The organism is Chthoniobacterales bacterium (genome assembly GCA_018883245.1).
Lineage (GTDB): Bacteria > Verrucomicrobiota > Verrucomicrobiia > Chthoniobacterales > JACTMZ01 > JACTMZ01.
On record VEQL01000049.1, the window covers coordinates 1 to 15744 of the forward strand.

Here is a 15744-nt window from a genome sequence, read left to right on the forward strand (position 1 = left end):
GACCAGTAAGCCCACCAATACGGTCCGGTCGCACGGTTGATGAAGGCGTATTGCTCGTAAAGGTTGCCGCCATACCAAGCGATGAAGAACTCCATCGCGTAGGCGTAGCCGACGATCGAACCCGTGAGCAGGATGATCTTGCACATCTTGTCCACATGGTCGTCGGTGATCAGATCGTGCAGCCCGAAGATCGCGCGCGCCGGGAGCATGATGGTCAACACCATGGCGAAGCCGCCGAAGATGGCGCCGGCGACGAAGTAGGGAGGGAAAATCGTGGTGTGCCAGCCGGGAATCACCGAGGTGGCGAAGTCGAACGACACGACCGAGTGGACGGACAACACCAGCGGCGTGCTCAAGCCGGCGAGGATGAGATATGCCATCTCGTAGTGCTTCCATTGCCGGTTGCCGCCGCGCCATCCGAGCGCCGCGATACCGTAGAAGAATTTCCGCAATTTGTTCGTCGCGCGGTCGCGCAAGGTCGCAAGGTCGGGGACGAGGCCCGTATACCAGAACAGCACGGAAACGGTGAAATAGGTGGAGACGGCAAACACGTCCCAGAGCAGCGGGCTGCGGAAGTTCTGCCAGATGGCGTTGGAGTTCGGCACCGGCGCGAGGAACCATACCATCCAGATGCGGCCGACATGGATCGCCGGGAAAATGCCGGCGCAAACCACGGCGAAGAGTGTCATGGCCTCCGCGGCGCGGTTGATCGACGTGCGCCATTTTTGCCTCGTGAGGAAAAGGATCGCCGAGATGAGCGTGCCCGCGTGGCCGATGCCGATCCAGAACACGAAGTTGGTGATGTCCCACGCCCAGCCGACCGGATGGTTCAAGCCCCACACGCCGACACCGGTGGAGATGAGGTAGCCGATGCAAAGCAGGCTCACCATGGCCAGCGAAGCGCTGATGGTGAAAGCGATCCACCACCACTTCGGCGCGCTCTTCTCCGTGCACGAGGCGACGTGGTCGCTGATCCATGCCATCGAGCGGTTGTTCGTCACCAGCGGCGCGCGGGTGATGCGCTTGGCCGCGGCTTCGCGGGCGTCCATGACTGCGGTTCCCTCGGCCATGATCAGGCTCCGTGCGCCTCCTTCGCGTGTTCAGCCGGCGCGCCGTGCGAGCCGCCACCGTGACCCTTGTGCCCGCCCGTGTCGTGGCCACCGTGATGACCGTGACCGTTGGCCCAGCCGACTTTTTCCGCGCCGGGCATGGCCATGTTCGGGTTTTTGATGCGCGCGAGATAGGATGTGCGCGGCGAAACGTTGAGATACTTCAGCATCGTGTAGTTGCGCGGCTCTTTCTTGCGTAGCGAAACGTCGCTCTCCGGATCGTTGATGTTGCCGAACACAATCGACTCGCTGGGGCAAGCCTGCTGGCACGCGCTCTTGACCAGCGGGAACGGCACCTTCGACTTGTCCGTGGGCCCGGCCTTCACCGCCTGCGTGATCCTGGCTTCCTCGATGCGTTGGATGCAATACATGCACTTTTCCATCACGCCGCGCATGCGCACCGTCACATTCGGGTTTTTCGACATCTGCAGGCTCTCGGCCATGCCCTTCTTCGCCAGCGGCCCGAGGTAAAGCTGGTCGAGCGGACGCTGGTTGTAGTCGAAGAAATTGAAGCGGCGGACCTTCCACGGACAGTTGTTCGCGCAATACCGCGTGCCGATGCAGCGGTTGTAGGCCATGAGGTTGATGCCGTCCTCGCTGTGCACCGTGGCGTTGACCGGGCACACCGTTTCGCAAGGCGCGTTCTCGCAATGCTGGCACATGATCGCCTGCGCGAGCATCTCCGGATCGTTCTCGTCGCCGGCGAAATAGCGGTCCATGCGCAGCCAAGCCATGTTGCGTCCGCGGCTGACTTGATCCTTGCCGACGATCGGCACGTTGTTTTCCGCCTGGCAGGCGACCACGCACGCATTGCAGCCCGTGCATGTGCTCAAATCGACCGTCATTCCCCACTGCTCGGGAGAATCCAGCTTGGGATGCGTGAAGAGCGAAATGTTGGGAGGGATGTGGCCGTCCATCCCCATGGTCTTGGCGAATTCCGGATCCTTGGCGTAGCGCTCGGCAGTTCCCTCGCGCACGAGGTCGCGGCCTTCCATACTCTGGTGGCTCTGAGTCTCGGCGAACTTATGCGTGCCGCCCGTGCGACGAAGCGAGGCATTCGGGACAAAAGCCATGCTGCCGGTCGTGCGCAGCGGATAAGCGTTCCAGCCGGCCTTGTTCGACACGTGCGTGATGTTCACACGGCCGTAGCCGAGCGCGATGCTCACCGCACCGTCGGCGTGCCCCGGCGCGATCAGCGCGGCGGCTTCGATTTTCCGGTCGCCCGAGGAAAGTTCGACCATGTCGCCGTCGGACAACCCGAATTGCTTCGCCGTCGCGGGACTGACCAACGCGGCGTTGTCCCACGTGACTTTCGTCGCGAAGTCAGGCGTCTCCTGCAGCCAGCCGTTGTTGGCGTAGCGACCGTCGTCGATCGTGCTGCTGGGCGTGAAAGCGATCTCGAGTCCCTCGCCGGTCGGCGCCTTGCAGGACGCGGCAAGAGCGGACGCCGCGGCGGCATTGAATGCCAGCGGCGCCTCGGGCCAGGCGGTGTCGGGAAGAAATCCGTTGCGAAGGAAATCGGACCACTGCGCTTCAAGGTCGCCGCCCCCGGCAAGCGCGGCGAATGTCTCGCGGACGAGCTGCGGACCGATCGGCTCGGGATTGCCAACGAGCCTGTTCAAAATTTCCAATTCGCTCACGCCGTTCCACAGCGGAAGGATCATCGGTTGCACGGCGCAAACGGTTCCGTCGGCGCTGCGTGCATCGCCCCAGCTCTCGAGGTAATGCGCCTGCGGCACGTGCCATTTGGAGATCGCCGAGGTTTCATCCTCGTAAATGCCGAGCCGGATGCTTTCCGGAACACCGCCGAGAAGATCGGCGAAACGCAGGTCGGCCGGCGCGTTGTAGGCCGGATTTCCGCCGAGGATAAAAAGCGTCTGCACGCGGCCGGCTTGCATGGCCGCCGCGAGTTCGGCGATTGACGCGCACTGCGGACGATCGACACGCATGCCGCGAAGAGTTTTGCCCGGGGCACCAAGCGCTTTGTTGATCGCCATCGCGAGCGCTTGCAGGGACGCAGGTTGCTGGTCGCCCAACACAACAAGGCTCTTGCCCGGCGAGGCCGCGAGATCCTTGGCGCACTCGGCAACCCATTTGCTGTCGGCGGAAAATTTGCCCTCGGGCAATGCCTGCACAACAGCCGACAAATCCGCATCGCCGGTGAGGGACGCGATTTGCATGCCGAGCTCGCGGAGGAAAAGTCCGACCTCGGAAGGCTTGAGCCGCAACCGGTGGTCAGCCATGCCGCCGGTGCCCGTGTAACGAGTCTCCGCGACATAAAGACGGTTCATCGGTTGGCCGGGCTCGCTGATGCGGCGGCGCGCGGTGAATCCGCGCACTTGGTCGAGTCCGCTGAACGAGGGGTTCAGGAAATCGCTGTCCACCGCGAGCACCTTGTCCGCGTTGCTGAAATCAGGCGAAAGCGCCATGTTGGCGCCGAAGCAGGCGGCAGCCGCGGCTTCCAACTCCGAAGCGCCGAGCGGCTCGTATTCGGCCCAGAAAATATTCGGGAACTTTCCGCGCAACTCCGAAAGCAAGCGGTCACGCGTCGGCGAAACGGTGCGCTCGACGAGAAAAGCTACCCCTTCGCCGCCTTTGGCCGCGGCATCCTTGGCGATTGCATCAAGCTTCGCGCCCAGCGCTGCGGCATCCGTCTTGGCACCGTTGAACTTGATATCCTTCGAGCGGTTCGGGTCGTAGAGGTCGAGCACCGACGCCTGCGCGAACGTGTCCGTGCCGCCGTTGCTGATCGGATGCAGCGGGTTGCCCTCGAGCTTGGTAGGACGCCCGTCGCTCGTCGTCGCGATGAGGGGCATGGCCCCGTTGCGACGCGGCATCGAGGTCGCATAATAAAGAAATTTCCCGGGAATCGTCCATTCGACGCCGGCCGTGAAAGGAACAAGGTAAGCCTCAGGGCGACGGCACCCGGTGAGACCGATGCCCGCCAGTGCCATCGAAGCGCCCATGAGCTGGAGGAAATCACGCCGCGACAATTCGCCGCCCTGCCATTCCGCCGCGCCCTGCGGGAACTCGCGCTCGAGCTTCTCGACAAAACCGGGCTGCGACGCCAATTCGTCGAGGCTGCGCCAAATCGACGGCGCGGCTTCGCGTTGGGGATGAGGAAGTGCGCGTTTCATGTCAGCGGTGGCATCCTCCGCAGGTCACCGGCGGGTTGACGTTCCATTCTTTCTTGAACTGCGTGCCCATCGCGACCTGGTCGGCTTGCGACGCGGGCTTCCAGTTGAGGTTGAAAATTTCCGAGGGAGGACGGAGGAAATTCTCCGGCGCGCGATGGCAATCGAGACACCAAGCCATGCTCTGCGGCTCCGCCTGCCACACGACAGGCATGCCATTGACTTGGCCGTGGCAGCTGTAGCAGCTCACACCGCGATTCACGTGCACCGCGTGGTTGAAATAAACGTAATCGGGAGCTTTGTGGATGCGCACCCATTGCACCGGCGTGCCGGTCTCCCAACTCGCGCGCACCGCGGCGAGCTTCGGACTTGTCGCTTTGATCTGCGAATGGCAAGCCATGCACGTTTGCGTGCTCGGAACATTCGAGTGCCCGGCCACTTCGACGAAGCTGTGACAGTAGCGGCAATCCATGCCGAGCTGCTCCACGTGAATGGCGTGCGAGAAGGGCGCCGGCTGATCGGGCATGTAGCCGACATTCGTGTATTTCGGCGTGAAGTAATACCAGATGCCGCCCGTGAGAACCGCACCGAGCACAAGCACGATGACTAGCAACTTCAGGGGTATCCAATTGGCCCAGCGTGGGAAAAAATTTGCCATCTATCAGCGAAAAGCTCCACGGCTCTCCGCGGCGCACGAGGAGCCTAATATTAACGCCGCTAATGGCAACACCGATTTTTATCCTGCGAAAAAATGTGTCCCGCTCCGCGCGTTGCGGCTAACTTTTCGCCCGTGAAAAATCTCCGCCGGCAGATCACCGCTTGGACCGCGGCCGCCGCTCTGCAGGCCCTGAGTCTTGTGGCTCTCGGCCTCACCCCCGCGCAGGACCGGCTTCCCGCGGTCAAACTGACTATCGGTCGGGCCTTGGTGAACGCCGAGATCGCCGATGAAGATGCGGAACGCGCCAAAGGACTCATGGGGCGGAACGAACTGGCCGAGGGCGAGGGCATGCTCTTCGTTTTTGCCTCACCCCAGCCGATGAATTTTTGGATGCACGATACTGTGATCCCGCTCTCCATCGCCTACATCAATGCCCAAGGCGTGATCCGCGAAATCCATGACCTCAAGCCGATGGACGAAACCCCGGTCCAGAGCGCGGTCAATGACCTGATGTTCGCCTTGGAGGTTCCGCAAGGCTGGTTCGAGCGGAATAGCATCCTGCCCGGTGACCGCATCCTTGGGCTGCCATCTCCGAATACGGCCACCGGCGATTGATAGCCACGCCCCCAGCCTGCAGGAGGTCTGCAAAATCACGAGGTTTTGGGGTAGGATCTCGGCAGGATTGGGACCAAAGCGGCAGTTCTTCAAATGGGCATGGTGCTACGGATTGGCTTTGAAGATGTTTTGGACCTTGCTGTCGCCGCCCCACGCCGTGAGCTGTCTTAGCCGTAAAAATTCAAATCAACCACGGATTACACGAATTTCACGGATGGGTTACAGAGGGAATATTGTGGGGGCAAAGACGAAAAGAAGGTCACCGAAAGGTGAAGTGTTCCGGTCTATTTTTTCTCCTGCTTTCTCTGTTATCGGTGCCATCCGTGCTATTTGCCTTTGGGCTGTGTCGCCAAGCCTCCGCTGTGGTTAAACTCTTCTGCATGGTTCCGGCTTAGATCCTTTTCTCATGCAACTTCTCACTCTGGAGCGTGGCCAGACAACAAGGCTTTTCTGGGCCTTGGCGGCGGTCTTGGCGGCGGTCGGCATCCTGACTGCAAAACAAGATGATCCCGTAATCACAGGCGCGGCGATCTTGCTCGGTTTGGTGTGTTTCTCCCCTTTTTACTTTTGGATGCTCGGCTGGGCTCCCGGCCTGCCGATCTGGCCCGTGTTTGCGATGATGACCGGCGTCACAACGGTGCTGCCGATGATGCAGGATGTAAAAGCCTTGGCCGACTTTTCGCCGGATCAAGTGGTGACGGGTGCGGTGACGACTTTGATTTTCGTGCTGGCCGGAACATTGGCATGGCTCTCGCTTTCTTCCCGGCCGCGACAAATTCCCCGTGAGGTGCTGATGATCGCCCGTGAGCACGCGGACTGGGCAATGCTGATGTTTATCGTCAGCGCCATTCTGTTCGATATGAATGCGATCGGCGGATGGGTGCAGTTTCCGGGCAACACGATGCCCGTGGTCCGAAGCCTGACGGGTTCTTTGTCATCGATGGGCGTGTTTGTGCTGGGATTCTACATGGGGCGGGGCTTTTTGAATCCGCGCACGATATCGGCCTACTTGGCGCTCGTCTCCTTGCATGTGCTTTTGAGCTGCACGTCGCTGATGCTTGCCTCGGCTTTTACCCCGGTGGCGCTGGCGTTTTTGGGTTATGTGCTGGGAAGCAACAAGATGCCTTGGACAATGATGCTGCTCGCCTTCGTCACGATTTCGATGCTGCACGCCGGCAAATGGGAGATGCGCCAGCGCTACTGGGCTGAGGGGACGCAGTCCACCACGGGTGGCGAAGCGGGCGAGCGTTTGAGTTTGCTCGGTCTGCCGCAATTTTTTGCCGAGTGGGTCGGTTATGGTGCAGCGGAATTGGGAGGGGTCACCGGAGCGTTTGCGAAGAAGCCGATCGAGGACGACGCCCAGAGCGTCTTCGAGCGCGCGGGTATCTTGCACATGCTGCTGATTGTGCAGAAAAACACTCCGCAGCAAATTCCATACCTGAGCGGGGCCACTTACACCCCCATTCCCCGGCTCCTCATTCCCCGGTTTCTCGACGACCAGAAGGGGATCAGCCACGTAGCCAATGTGATGCTCTCGATCAATTACGGTGTTCTCTCGATCGAAGGCGCCCAGAACACATCGGTGGGCTGGGGACTTGTCGCAGAGGCCTTTGCCAACTTCGGCTATCTGGGCGTGTTGGTTGTGGGGGCTTGCCTCGGAATGTTCCACGCGATGGTGACCAGGCTGACCGTCGGAGTGCCGATGACATCCCTTCGTTTTGTGATCGGCCTTCTCATCATGGCGGCTGCGACCAAGGCGGACACAATGAGTGTCTTCGTGACCATGCAGTTCCAAGGTGTGCTCGGTGTGAGCGTGGCGTCGTTGTTTTTGATGAGGCGGCAACAGAATCCGTTCGCAGAGGAGAGGGGAGGCGTGAGGCAAGAGGCAAGAGGCAAGTGGGGATCCGCCTACGCGCGGAGCGGCTACGGCGTGACGAGCGGGAGGCGGGCGGAGAACGGCAACGGCGTGACAAGTGGGATGCCGTCGGCGGGGGTTTTGACGGGGTTGATTGAGGGCGTGCCTGATGGGCGCGCAGACGAGAGCTTAAAAGACGAGAGACTAAGAGACCAAGAGCCGGAGGGCGTGGGAAAGTGGGAAGGTATGAACGTGGGAGGGTGGGAACGGGGGCAAAGCGGAGCGGAGACTAAGAGCTTAAGAGACGAAGAGACGGAGGGCGTGGGAAGGTTGGAACCGGAGACCACCGCGGCGGCAGATGGGTTGCTGGTGCGGTCTTTGCCGATCAAGACGCCGAAACGGGTCGCGGCGTGGATGCCGAGAAGAGTCAGAGAGCAGGTGGTGGCGCAGCAGCGAGCCGCTGCGGAGGAAAGGCGAAGAAAGTAAAAAGGTGAAAACGTGGGAAGGTGGGAACGGGTCGCCTTGGCGACCAAAGAGACTAAGAGACGAGAGACTAAGAGGCGAAAAGACCTGAGGTGGGAAAGTGGGAACGTATGAACGTGGGGAGAGAAAAAGACGAAGAGACCAAAAGCTTAAGAGGCTAAAAGACCTGAGGTCGGAAAGTGCGAAGGTGGGAACGGGTCGCCTTGGCGACCAAAGAGCGGAAAAGGCTAAGAGCTTAAGAGACGGGGGCGTGGGAAAGTGGCTGCGCCAAGGTGGACAGGTGGGAAGGTGGGGAGACGAGAGCCGGAGCGGAGCGAAGACAGCGTGAGGCGTAGCCGAGGGCAAACGAAGAGCTTAAGAGACCAAAAGACCAAAAGACGAAAGGCGTGGGAAGGTGGCTGCGCCAATGTGGACAGGTGGGAACGGGTCGCCATGGCGACCAAAGAGACCAAGAGACGAAGAGCTGGAGCGGAGCGACGACAGCGCGAGGCGCAGCCGAGGGCAAACGAAGAGACAAAGAGACGGGAGAGTGGGAACGTATGAAGGTGGGAAGGTGAGGCGACGAGAGCTTAGGAGACGATAGACGAAGAGACCGATTGATACGGGCAAAGAGGCAGGGCTTGCGCTCAAAGCAAGCCAAGGCTACTGAGAATGCATGAGAGTCGAAACAGAGATCGAGGATGATGGGCGCTGGCTCGCAGAAGTGCCTGCGCTTCCCGGAGCCATGGCTTATGGTATGAGCCGGGCGGAAGCTATTTCCAAGGTCGAGGCTCTGGTGCTGCGAATCCTCGCAGATCGCGTGGAGAATGGTGAAAACGCGCCCGAGCTTGAGGCTGTGTTCACTGTGGCGGCGTGAGCAAGTGGGGAGCACGCAAAGCGCGGCTTGTTTTGCGTGCGCTGGAGGGGATCGGCTGGGTCGTCAAACGTCAAGCAGGCTCACACAAAGTCCTCAGCCGCGGGCTCCCTCTGAGTTGAGACATCGAGTTGCCAAGCAGTAACGGGTAGTCATTGCCCGTGACTCGCAACACCGACGAAGAGACAAGAGCTTGAAAGACCAAGAGGCGAAGAGTTTAAGAGACCAAGAGCCGGAGCAGAGCGGAGACCAAGAGGCGAAAAGACCAAGAGACCTGAGGTGGGAAGGTGCGAAGGTGGGAACGTAGGAAGGTGGGGAGAGAAAAAGACGAAGAGACCAAAAGCTTAAGAGGCGAAAAACGAGCGGAGTGGGAAGGTGCGAAGGTGGGAACGGGTCGCCTTGGCGAGCAAAGAGCTTAAGAGACGAGAGACCAAGAGCTTAAAAGACCAAAAGGTGAAGGGCCTTTGTGGTGCGAAGGTGGAAAAGTGGAAAGGTCAGAAGGTGGCAGGTTGCAGGCCCTGGGCTTACGGGTCGGAGAGAGGCGGTGAAACCGCGGAAACGAAGAACCAGAAAACAAAGAACGCTCTAACCAAGACATCTCATGCACATCGAACAGACAAAATTGAATTGCGTTTTGCTGATCAAGCCGCGGGTATTTCGGGATGATCGGGGTTTTTTCATCGAATCCTGGAACAAGCGGGTATTCGACGAGGCAGTGGGTCGCAATGTGGAGTTTGTGCAGGATAACCACTCTCGCTCGGCAAAAGGCGTTCTTCGCGGCCTCCATTTCCAAGCGGAGCCCATGGCGCAGGCGAAGCTGATCACCGTGATGCGTGGGCGGATTTTTGACGTGGCCGTCGATATCCGTCCCAATGCGCCCACTTTCGGACAGTGGGTTGGGGAGGTGCTCACGGACGAGTCGCGCGAGATACTGTGGATTCCGGAGGGGTTTGCCCACGGCTTCTACGTGCTCTCGGATTTCGCCGACGTGGTCTACAAGACGACGAACTACTATTCACCGGAGCACGAGCGGTGCATTCGATGGGATGATGAGACGTTGGCGGTGAAATGGCCATTGACCGGCGAGCCGGTTGTTTCGGGGAAGGATCGCGAAGGCGAAGGCTTCGGTATACGAGGGTAGCGAGTAACGGGTGGCTGGTAACGAGAGGAGGCTAGAGGCAGCAAGTCAATGGACGTAACGGGTTACGGGAACCGGAGTCCGGTGCACCGGACGTAGATAGGTCGCCGCTGCGACCAACCTGGTGGCGGATCCGCCTACGCGCAAATCGACTCCGGCGTGACAAGGACGGTGATTACGGGTCGGAAGGGCCACAGGTAAGCAGGTGGCTCTTGACTTGGTTTTGGGAAAACTTCGGCTACTGTAAGCCCATGACTACCGCAGCGCTTCCAGAGCACGTCTTGATAGACGAACGCGGCATTGCCTGGATCAAGGGAACTCGGGTGAAAGTCATCGAGATTGCCTTGGATCACTTGGCCCATGGTTGGAGTGCTGAGGAGATTGCCCGCCAACATCCAGAGCTAACGTTAGGGCAAATCCACTCCGCGCTTTCCTGCTACTACGACAACAGGGCGGAGTTAGAAGAGATGATCGCTGAAAGTTACGAGTTTAGCAGAGCAACAAGTCGTTCCTCCGGCGATACCCTGCTGAGGCTTAGATTGCGCGCCAAAGGGCTGTTGCATTGAGTCTTCGACTCTACATGGACGTGCACGTCCCCGGCGCGATCACGCTGGCACTGCGACAGAAGGGTGTTGATGTTCTCAGGGCACAGGATGACGGCGCTGGAACTCTCGAAGACGGCCCACTTTTGGATCGCGCAACATCGTTGAGTCGCGTGATCTTCTCGCAGGATCAGGACATGCTTTCCGAAGCGACCACGCGCCAGCGAATGGGTCTCTCTTTCGCAGGGGTCATTTATGGCCACCAATTAGACGTGACGATTGGGCAATGTATTCGTGATTTGGAGATGATTGCGAAAGTTGGTGAGCCGGAAGATATGGCGGGGCGCGTTGAGTTTTTGCCCATGCGGTAGCGGCTGCATTCTCCCGCGGTCATCAGTGCTGCTTCTGTCCACAATTATTCAGGGCCTGATTCGCTCTCTCAAAACTACCCACTGACAGCCGAAGGTCGCAGACCTGAGACGGGTCGCCTTGGCGACCAACTGGTAAAAAACCAAGAGTCGAAAAGACGAAGAGCCCGAGCGTAGCGGAGACAGCGCGAGTTCCGCGCATGCGGGACGAGGGCAAACGAGAGCGGAAGAGACGGGGAGAGTGGGAACGTTGGAAGGTGGGGAGAGAAAAAGACGAAGAGACCAAAAGCTTAAGAGGCGAAAAGACGGGGAGAGTTGGAAAGTGCGAAGGTGGGAAGGTGGGGAGACGAGAGCTGGAGCGGAGCCGCGGACCACTGAACCGCGGGAGGCAGGGGGCAAGGGACGACACACGAGGCGACTTGCGGAGTGCCGCTGATGGCTGTAAGAGCAGGCATGAAACGATTTGATCGCATTACCGTCGATCCTGCACAAATGAACGGGCAGCCGTGTATCCGTGGGACACGCCTGACGGTCCGGCGCGCTGTGGAAATCGCAGCCCTTTACCCTGATCGAGTAGAGCGGCTTCGTGAGTATCCTGAGCTGGACGACGAAGACATTCGTCAAGCGCTTCACTTTGCTGCCTGTCATCTTCCGGACGCAGTAGCGGAACTGTCCGAGACGAATGCGTTGGTTGCTTGACCAAGGAATACCGCGGTCTGTCGTTGGTTTGCTTGCGACCTCCGGGCACAATGCGCTTCATGTCGCTGACATCGGAATGTCTTCCGCCAGCGATTCGCTTATTCTCCAAAAGGCTGCCGAAGAACAACGCATTGTTGTGACTCTTGATGCGGATTTTCACGCGCTTCTGGCCGATTCGCTAGCAACAGGACCCTCTGTTATCCGAATCAGAGATGAGGGGCTCAAGGGGCCGCAAGTGGCAGATGTGATAGTCGGGCTGGCTGAACGCTTCGGAGAAGAACTCGACGGCGGCTGCGCGATGACTATTCGCAATGGTCGGTTGCGTTACCGCGGGCTCCCTCTGAGTTGAGATATCGAGTTGCCAAGCAGTAACGGGTAGTCATTGCCCGTGACTCGCAACACCGACGAAGAGATGAGAGCTTGAAAGGCCAAGAGGCTAAAAGACCTGAGGTGGGAAGGTGCGAAGGTGGGAACGTAGGAAGAGAAAAAGACGAAGAGCCGGAGCGGAGCGAAGACAGCGTGAGGCGGAGCCGAGGGCAAAAGAGAGCGGACGAGGAGCTTAAAAGGCGAAGAGACCAAGAGACCTGAGGTAGGAAAGTGCGAAGGTGGGAACGTAGGAAGGTGGGGAGAGAAAAAGACGAAGAGACCAAGAGCCGGAGCAGAGCGGAGTCCAAGAGGCTAAAAGACCAAGAGACGGGGAGAGTTGGAAAGTGCGAAGGTGGGAAGGTGGGGATGATCCAGTCCCCGGAAACTAGACAGTGTTGAGTGAGAGTTCTGCGGTGTAAAAACCCGTAGAACCCATGAAGAACCGACACAGTGTAGAGCAAATCATCCGAATCCTTGGGGAGATCGAGCGCGGCGGGCTGAAGATCAGCGACGCGTGCCGGCCCCACGGGATCAGCGAACAGACCTATTACCGCTGGCGCAACAAGTATGGCGGTATGGAGATTAGCGAGGCCCGGCGTCTGAAGGAGCTGGAGACCGAGAACAGCCGGCTCAAGAAGCTGGTCGCCGACCAGGCCTTGGACATCCAGATCCTCAAAGAGGTGAACTCAAAAAAATGGTAAGCCCCGTGCAGAAGAAAGCGGCCGTGGAGATGGTCGTCTGCATGGGGCTGTGCAAACGTCACCGTGCCTGCCGGACTCTGGGTTTGAGTCGTTCGACGGCCTATTACCGCCGGTTGGCCTCGCCGCATAAGCTGGCACAGGAGGGATTGGTCGAGGAGGTCTCACGCCGGTGGCCCTGCCTTGGCTACGAGAAGGTGACGGCCATCGTGCGCCATGAGCACGGAGAAGTGATCAACCGCAAGCGGGTGGCCCGGATCAGACGGCAACGCGGGCTATTGGCTTCAAGAGGCCATGGCGGCAAGCGTCGCCGGGTTCGTCCTGGTCTGGCCCTGCGCTGCAGTGCGAGTCGGCCCGACGAGGTCTGGAGCTACGACTTTATCCAAGACAGCACAGCCGATGGCGGCGCAGTGCGCATCCTCTCGATCATCGACGAATACACCCGCGAATGCTTGTTGCTCAGAGCGGCGCGCAGCTTCCCGTCCAGGAGAGTCATCGACGCCTTGGAAGAGGTCATGGTCTGCAGCGGTCGCAAGCCGCAATACATCCGCAGTGACAACGGGCCGGAGTTCGTGGCCAAGTCCGTTCAAAAGTGGCTGGGACAAGCCCAAGTCGGACCGCGATACATCGAGCCCGGAGCGCCGTGGGAAAACGCCCATGTGGAAAGCTTCCATGCCCAAGTGCGCTTGGAACTGCTGGATCGCGAACTCTTCTTCAACCTGCGCGAAGTCAATGCCGCCACCGGCAATTACGCCTACGAATACAACTTCAAACGACCGCACGGCAGCTTGGGAAAAAGACCCCGAGCCTGGCCGCGAAGCGCGAACTTCCGCTCCGGCCTACGGCCTGCGCTCCAGTTCGCGCTGGAAATGTTCCCATGAACAACTAAACAACAAACCTACCTGCAGACTCTCCTCACAATGTGTCCAGTCGCAGGGGCCGGATCAGGGAGACGAGAGCTGGAGCGGAGCCGCGGACCACTGAACCACAGGAGGCAAGGGCAAGACATTGACTCGTGTTCCGATTCGTGTATGCATGAAAACATGAAAACGATCACCTTGGATGATGAGGCTTACGGCCGGCTAAAGGCTTGGAAGCGCGGCACATCCGACTCTTTTTCTTCCGTGGTGAAACGGGTATTACCGTCCCCGGGATCGCTCGCCGCATTCTTGGCTTTCGTGGAGCGGCGGGCCACCGCGAATCGGCCCGGCAACGAGGTGATGGAAGCGGCGGTTGAATCACGCTCGGCGGCGAAGTCCGACCCATGGACCTGATTGCCGACACGACCTATCTGGTCGGTCTTTGGCGCGGGCAAACCTGGGCCACGAATTACGCGATCGCGAATGCGGCAAAGACGCTTGGACTGCCCTGGATCGTGCTCGGAGAATTTTGGCACGGATCTCTTGCGGCCCGGCATGATGCAAAGGATGTGCAGGAGTTTCTTTCTATCGGTGTTCAGTTGGTTGATCCCGTGCCGGTCGTGCCGCATTACGCGCGCATTTGTGCGGAATTGTCCGGGCGGTCCGAATACCGGAGCATCGGGCAAAACGACCTCTGGATCGCTGCAGTGGCCTTGGCCCACGCCAAACCGTTGGTTTCGCGCAATCGCCGCCACTTTGGAATGATCGAGGGCCTGCATGTGGAGGCTTTGCAGGATTGAGGCGGGAGGCGGAGACGGGAGGGAACGAAGAGCTTGAGAGACCTGAGGTGGGAAGGTGGGAACGTAGGAAGAGAAAAAGACAGCCGAGGGGCGCAGACCTGAGACGGGGCGCCTTGGCGACCAAAGAGACCAAGAGGCTAAAAGACCTGAGGTCGGAAAGTGGGAAGGTGGGAACGTAGGAAAGTGCGAAGAGAAATAGACGAAGAGACCAAGAGCTTAAGAGACGAAAAGACGGGGAGAGTTGGAAAGTGCGAAGGTGGGGAGAGAAAAAGACGAAGAGACCAAAAGCTTAAGAGGCGAAAAGACGAGCGGAGTGGGAAGGTGCGAAGGTGGGAGCGGGTTGCCTTGGCGAGCAAAGAGGCTAAAAGGCCAAGAGCTTAAGAGACGAGAGACTAAAAGACGAAAAGACCTGAGGTAGGAAAGTGCGAAGGTGGGAACGTAGGAAGGTGGGGAGAGAAAAAGACGAAGAGACCAAGAGCTTAAGAGACGAGAGACCAAAAGACCTGAGGTGGGAAAGTGGGAAGGTGTGAAGGTGGGGACCGGAGACCGCCGCGGCGGTCGTAGATAGCGTGAGGCGTAGCCGAGGGCCACGTGGTGCGCAAAAAAAAAGGGGGGGGCAGGCGGCGGAGCCAAGTTTGACAGCTGGCAAACAATGACTACTTTTAAATAATTATGGTCATTTCCGTCACAGACTTCAAAACCCACTGTCTCCGTGTGCTCAGGGAGGTGGAGGAGAAGAACCAACCGGTCGAGGTTTCGCGGCAGGGGCGTGTGCGCTTTCGTATCGTTCCAGTCCGAAAACCGGAAACGCCGGCGTGGAAACGTCTGCGCCAGAGCGGCATTCTCACAGCACGCCCCGGCGAGTCGGTTTTGTCGGATTCAGACTTCGAGGCGAATCGATGAGCGTTCTGCTCGACTCGCATGTCTGGATCTGGTGGCTGACGGGCCAAAAGGATTTGCCGGCGAGGAAAAGGCAGCTGTTGGATCGTTTGGCGCAGGAAGGCGCCCCGCCTTTCTTGGCGGCCATCAGCCTTTGGGAGGCGCAGATGCTCTATCGCAAGGGCCGTTTGCGGCTGGAAATGGATTTCCCCCTGTGGCTCAGCCAAGCATCGGATCCGTCCGTGGTGCATGTGCTGCCTTTGGATACCTCCGTGGTTTTGGCCTTGGACAAGCTGCCCGAACGATTTCATGGCGATCCGGCGGACCGGATCATCGTAGCTACGGCCAAAGCCCACGGTCTGGAGCTGGTGACCGAAGACAGATCAATCCGGAAGTCGAGGGTGGTTAAGGTGCTGTGAAGGCGGGAGGGGTCGCCTTGGCGAGCAAAGAGACTAAAAGACGAAAAGACTAAGAGTTTAAGAGACGAGAGACTAAAAGCTTAAAAGACGAAAAGACGGGGAGAGTTGGAAAGTGCGAAGGTGGGAAGGTGGGAGGTGGCTGGCCCAGTCAGAACATGGGTAACACTTTGGGTTCAGAACATAGGTAACACATGTTGGTGTTTATGGGTTACGCATTTGGGGTTGTCGGGGGCCTTTCAGGCTGCCCATGGGCAGCCTGAAAGGCGGC

17 protein-coding genes are annotated in these 15744 nt (G+C 59.2%); 14 read left to right on the forward strand and 3 right to left on the reverse strand.

Annotated features, from left to right (window positions below; translation table 11 throughout):
* From FGM15_12195 to FGM15_12205, 3 genes are all read right to left on the reverse strand, one after another.
* On the reverse strand, positions 1–1070 hold a 1070-nt coding region (locus FGM15_12195), incomplete at its 3' end, for a hydrogenase (GenBank protein MBU3666618.1).
* 2 nt (positions 1071–1072) lie between these two features.
* Complete coding sequence (locus FGM15_12200) at positions 1073–4246, reverse strand: 4Fe-4S dicluster domain-containing protein (protein MBU3666619.1); 3174 nt, start codon at positions 4244–4246, stop codon at positions 1073–1075.
* 1 nt (position 4247) lies between these two features.
* Positions 4248–4901, reverse strand: a complete 654-nt coding sequence (locus tag FGM15_12205) for a cytochrome C (protein MBU3666620.1) — start codon at positions 4899–4901, stop codon at positions 4248–4250.
* Positions 4902–4994: 93 nt separating this feature from the next.
* Between FGM15_12205 and FGM15_12210 the strand changes: the two genes are divergently transcribed.
* From FGM15_12210 to FGM15_12275, 14 genes are all read left to right on the forward strand, one after another.
* The gene (locus FGM15_12210) at positions 4995–5516 is read left to right on the forward strand and encodes a DUF192 domain-containing protein (GenBank protein MBU3666621.1); all 522 of its coding nucleotides are present in this window, start codon (positions 4995–4997) and stop codon (positions 5514–5516) included.
* 406 nt (positions 5517–5922) lie between these two features.
* On the forward strand, positions 5923–7857 hold the full coding sequence (locus FGM15_12215; GenBank protein ID MBU3666622.1) for a hypothetical protein: 1935 nt from the start codon (positions 5923–5925) through the stop codon (positions 7855–7857).
* Positions 7858–8509: 652 nt separating this feature from the next.
* Positions 8510–8710 carry a type II toxin-antitoxin system HicB family antitoxin gene (locus FGM15_12220; protein ID MBU3666623.1) on the forward strand — a complete coding sequence of 67 codons (201 nt, stop codon included), beginning with the start codon at positions 8510–8512 and terminating at the stop codon, positions 8708–8710.
* 598 nt (positions 8711–9308) lie between these two features.
* Positions 9309–9848, forward strand: a complete 540-nt coding sequence (rfbC, locus tag FGM15_12225) for a dTDP-4-dehydrorhamnose 3,5-epimerase (GenBank protein ID MBU3666624.1) — start codon at positions 9309–9311, stop codon at positions 9846–9848.
* 248 nt (positions 9849–10096) lie between these two features.
* Positions 10097–10411, forward strand: a complete 315-nt coding sequence (locus FGM15_12230) for a DUF433 domain-containing protein (protein MBU3666625.1) — start codon at positions 10097–10099, stop codon at positions 10409–10411.
* Positions 10408–10758, forward strand: coding sequence for a hypothetical protein (locus tag FGM15_12235; protein ID MBU3666626.1), 351 nt, complete (start codon positions 10408–10410; stop codon positions 10756–10758). The genes FGM15_12230 and FGM15_12235 overlap by 4 nt, the downstream gene beginning before the upstream one ends.
* A 450-nt stretch (positions 10759–11208) precedes the next feature.
* Positions 11209–11454 carry a DUF433 domain-containing protein gene (locus FGM15_12240; protein ID MBU3666627.1) on the forward strand — a complete coding sequence of 82 codons (246 nt, stop codon included), beginning with the start codon at positions 11209–11211 and terminating at the stop codon, positions 11452–11454.
* Entirely contained in the window at positions 11438–11803 is a 366-nt protein-coding gene (locus FGM15_12245) for a hypothetical protein (protein MBU3666628.1), read from the forward strand. The genes FGM15_12240 and FGM15_12245 overlap by 17 nt, the downstream gene beginning before the upstream one ends.
* Positions 11804–12254: 451 nt before the next feature.
* On the forward strand, positions 12255–12521 hold the full coding sequence (locus FGM15_12250) for a transposase (protein MBU3666629.1): 267 nt from the start codon (positions 12255–12257) through the stop codon (positions 12519–12521).
* Positions 12515–13399, forward strand: a complete 885-nt coding sequence (locus tag FGM15_12255; GenBank protein ID MBU3666630.1) for an IS3 family transposase — start codon at positions 12515–12517, stop codon at positions 13397–13399. The genes FGM15_12250 and FGM15_12255 overlap by 7 nt, the downstream gene beginning before the upstream one ends.
* A gap of 150 nt (positions 13400–13549) precedes the next feature.
* Positions 13550–13792, forward strand: coding sequence for a hypothetical protein (locus tag FGM15_12260; GenBank protein ID MBU3666631.1), 243 nt, complete (start codon positions 13550–13552; stop codon positions 13790–13792).
* Positions 13783–14178, forward strand: coding sequence for a type II toxin-antitoxin system VapC family toxin (locus FGM15_12265; protein MBU3666632.1), 396 nt, complete (start codon positions 13783–13785; stop codon positions 14176–14178). Before FGM15_12260 ends, FGM15_12265 begins: the two co-directional genes overlap by 10 nt.
* A gap of 672 nt (positions 14179–14850) precedes the next feature.
* Positions 14851–15081: a type II toxin-antitoxin system Phd/YefM family antitoxin gene (locus FGM15_12270; GenBank protein MBU3666633.1), complete on the forward strand. Its 231-nt coding sequence runs from the start codon at positions 14851–14853 to the stop codon at positions 15079–15081.
* Positions 15078–15476 (forward strand): type II toxin-antitoxin system VapC family toxin, encoded by a 399-nt coding sequence (locus FGM15_12275; protein MBU3666634.1) that lies wholly within the window; start codon positions 15078–15080, stop codon positions 15474–15476. Before FGM15_12270 ends, FGM15_12275 begins: the two co-directional genes overlap by 4 nt.
* Positions 15477–15744 lie beyond the last annotated feature (268 nt).

What these genes read in the sequence shown, in the direction of transcription:
- FGM15_12200 (MBU3666619.1), bottom strand. Translation starts at nt 4,246, where the DNA reads ATGAAACGCGCACTTCCTCATCCCCAACGCGAAGCCGCGCCGTCGATT.
- FGM15_12205 (MBU3666620.1), bottom strand. Translation starts at nt 4,901, where the DNA reads ATGGCAAATTTTTTCCCACGCTGGGCCAATTGGATACCCCTGAAGTTG.
- FGM15_12210 (MBU3666621.1), top strand. Translation starts at nt 4,995, where the DNA reads ATGTGTCCCGCTCCGCGCGTTGCGGCTAACTTTTCGCCCGTGAAAAAT.
- FGM15_12215 (MBU3666622.1), top strand. Translation starts at nt 5,923, where the DNA reads ATGCAACTTCTCACTCTGGAGCGTGGCCAGACAACAAGGCTTTTCTGG.
- FGM15_12220 (MBU3666623.1), top strand. Translation starts at nt 8,510, where the DNA reads ATGAGAGTCGAAACAGAGATCGAGGATGATGGGCGCTGGCTCGCAGAA.
- rfbC (MBU3666624.1), top strand. Translation starts at nt 9,309, where the DNA reads ATGCACATCGAACAGACAAAATTGAATTGCGTTTTGCTGATCAAGCCG.
- FGM15_12230 (MBU3666625.1), top strand. Translation starts at nt 10,097, where the DNA reads ATGACTACCGCAGCGCTTCCAGAGCACGTCTTGATAGACGAACGCGGC.
- FGM15_12240 (MBU3666627.1), top strand. Translation starts at nt 11,209, where the DNA reads ATGAAACGATTTGATCGCATTACCGTCGATCCTGCACAAATGAACGGG.
- FGM15_12245 (MBU3666628.1), top strand. Translation starts at nt 11,438, where the DNA reads ATGCGTTGGTTGCTTGACCAAGGAATACCGCGGTCTGTCGTTGGTTTG.
- FGM15_12250 (MBU3666629.1), top strand. Translation starts at nt 12,255, where the DNA reads ATGAAGAACCGACACAGTGTAGAGCAAATCATCCGAATCCTTGGGGAG.
- FGM15_12255 (MBU3666630.1), top strand. Translation starts at nt 12,515, where the DNA reads ATGGTAAGCCCCGTGCAGAAGAAAGCGGCCGTGGAGATGGTCGTCTGC.
- FGM15_12260 (MBU3666631.1), top strand. Translation starts at nt 13,550, where the DNA reads ATGCATGAAAACATGAAAACGATCACCTTGGATGATGAGGCTTACGGC.
- FGM15_12265 (MBU3666632.1), top strand. Translation starts at nt 13,783, where the DNA reads ATGGACCTGATTGCCGACACGACCTATCTGGTCGGTCTTTGGCGCGGG.
- FGM15_12270 (MBU3666633.1), top strand. Translation starts at nt 14,851, where the DNA reads ATGGTCATTTCCGTCACAGACTTCAAAACCCACTGTCTCCGTGTGCTC.
- FGM15_12275 (MBU3666634.1), top strand. Translation starts at nt 15,078, where the DNA reads ATGAGCGTTCTGCTCGACTCGCATGTCTGGATCTGGTGGCTGACGGGC.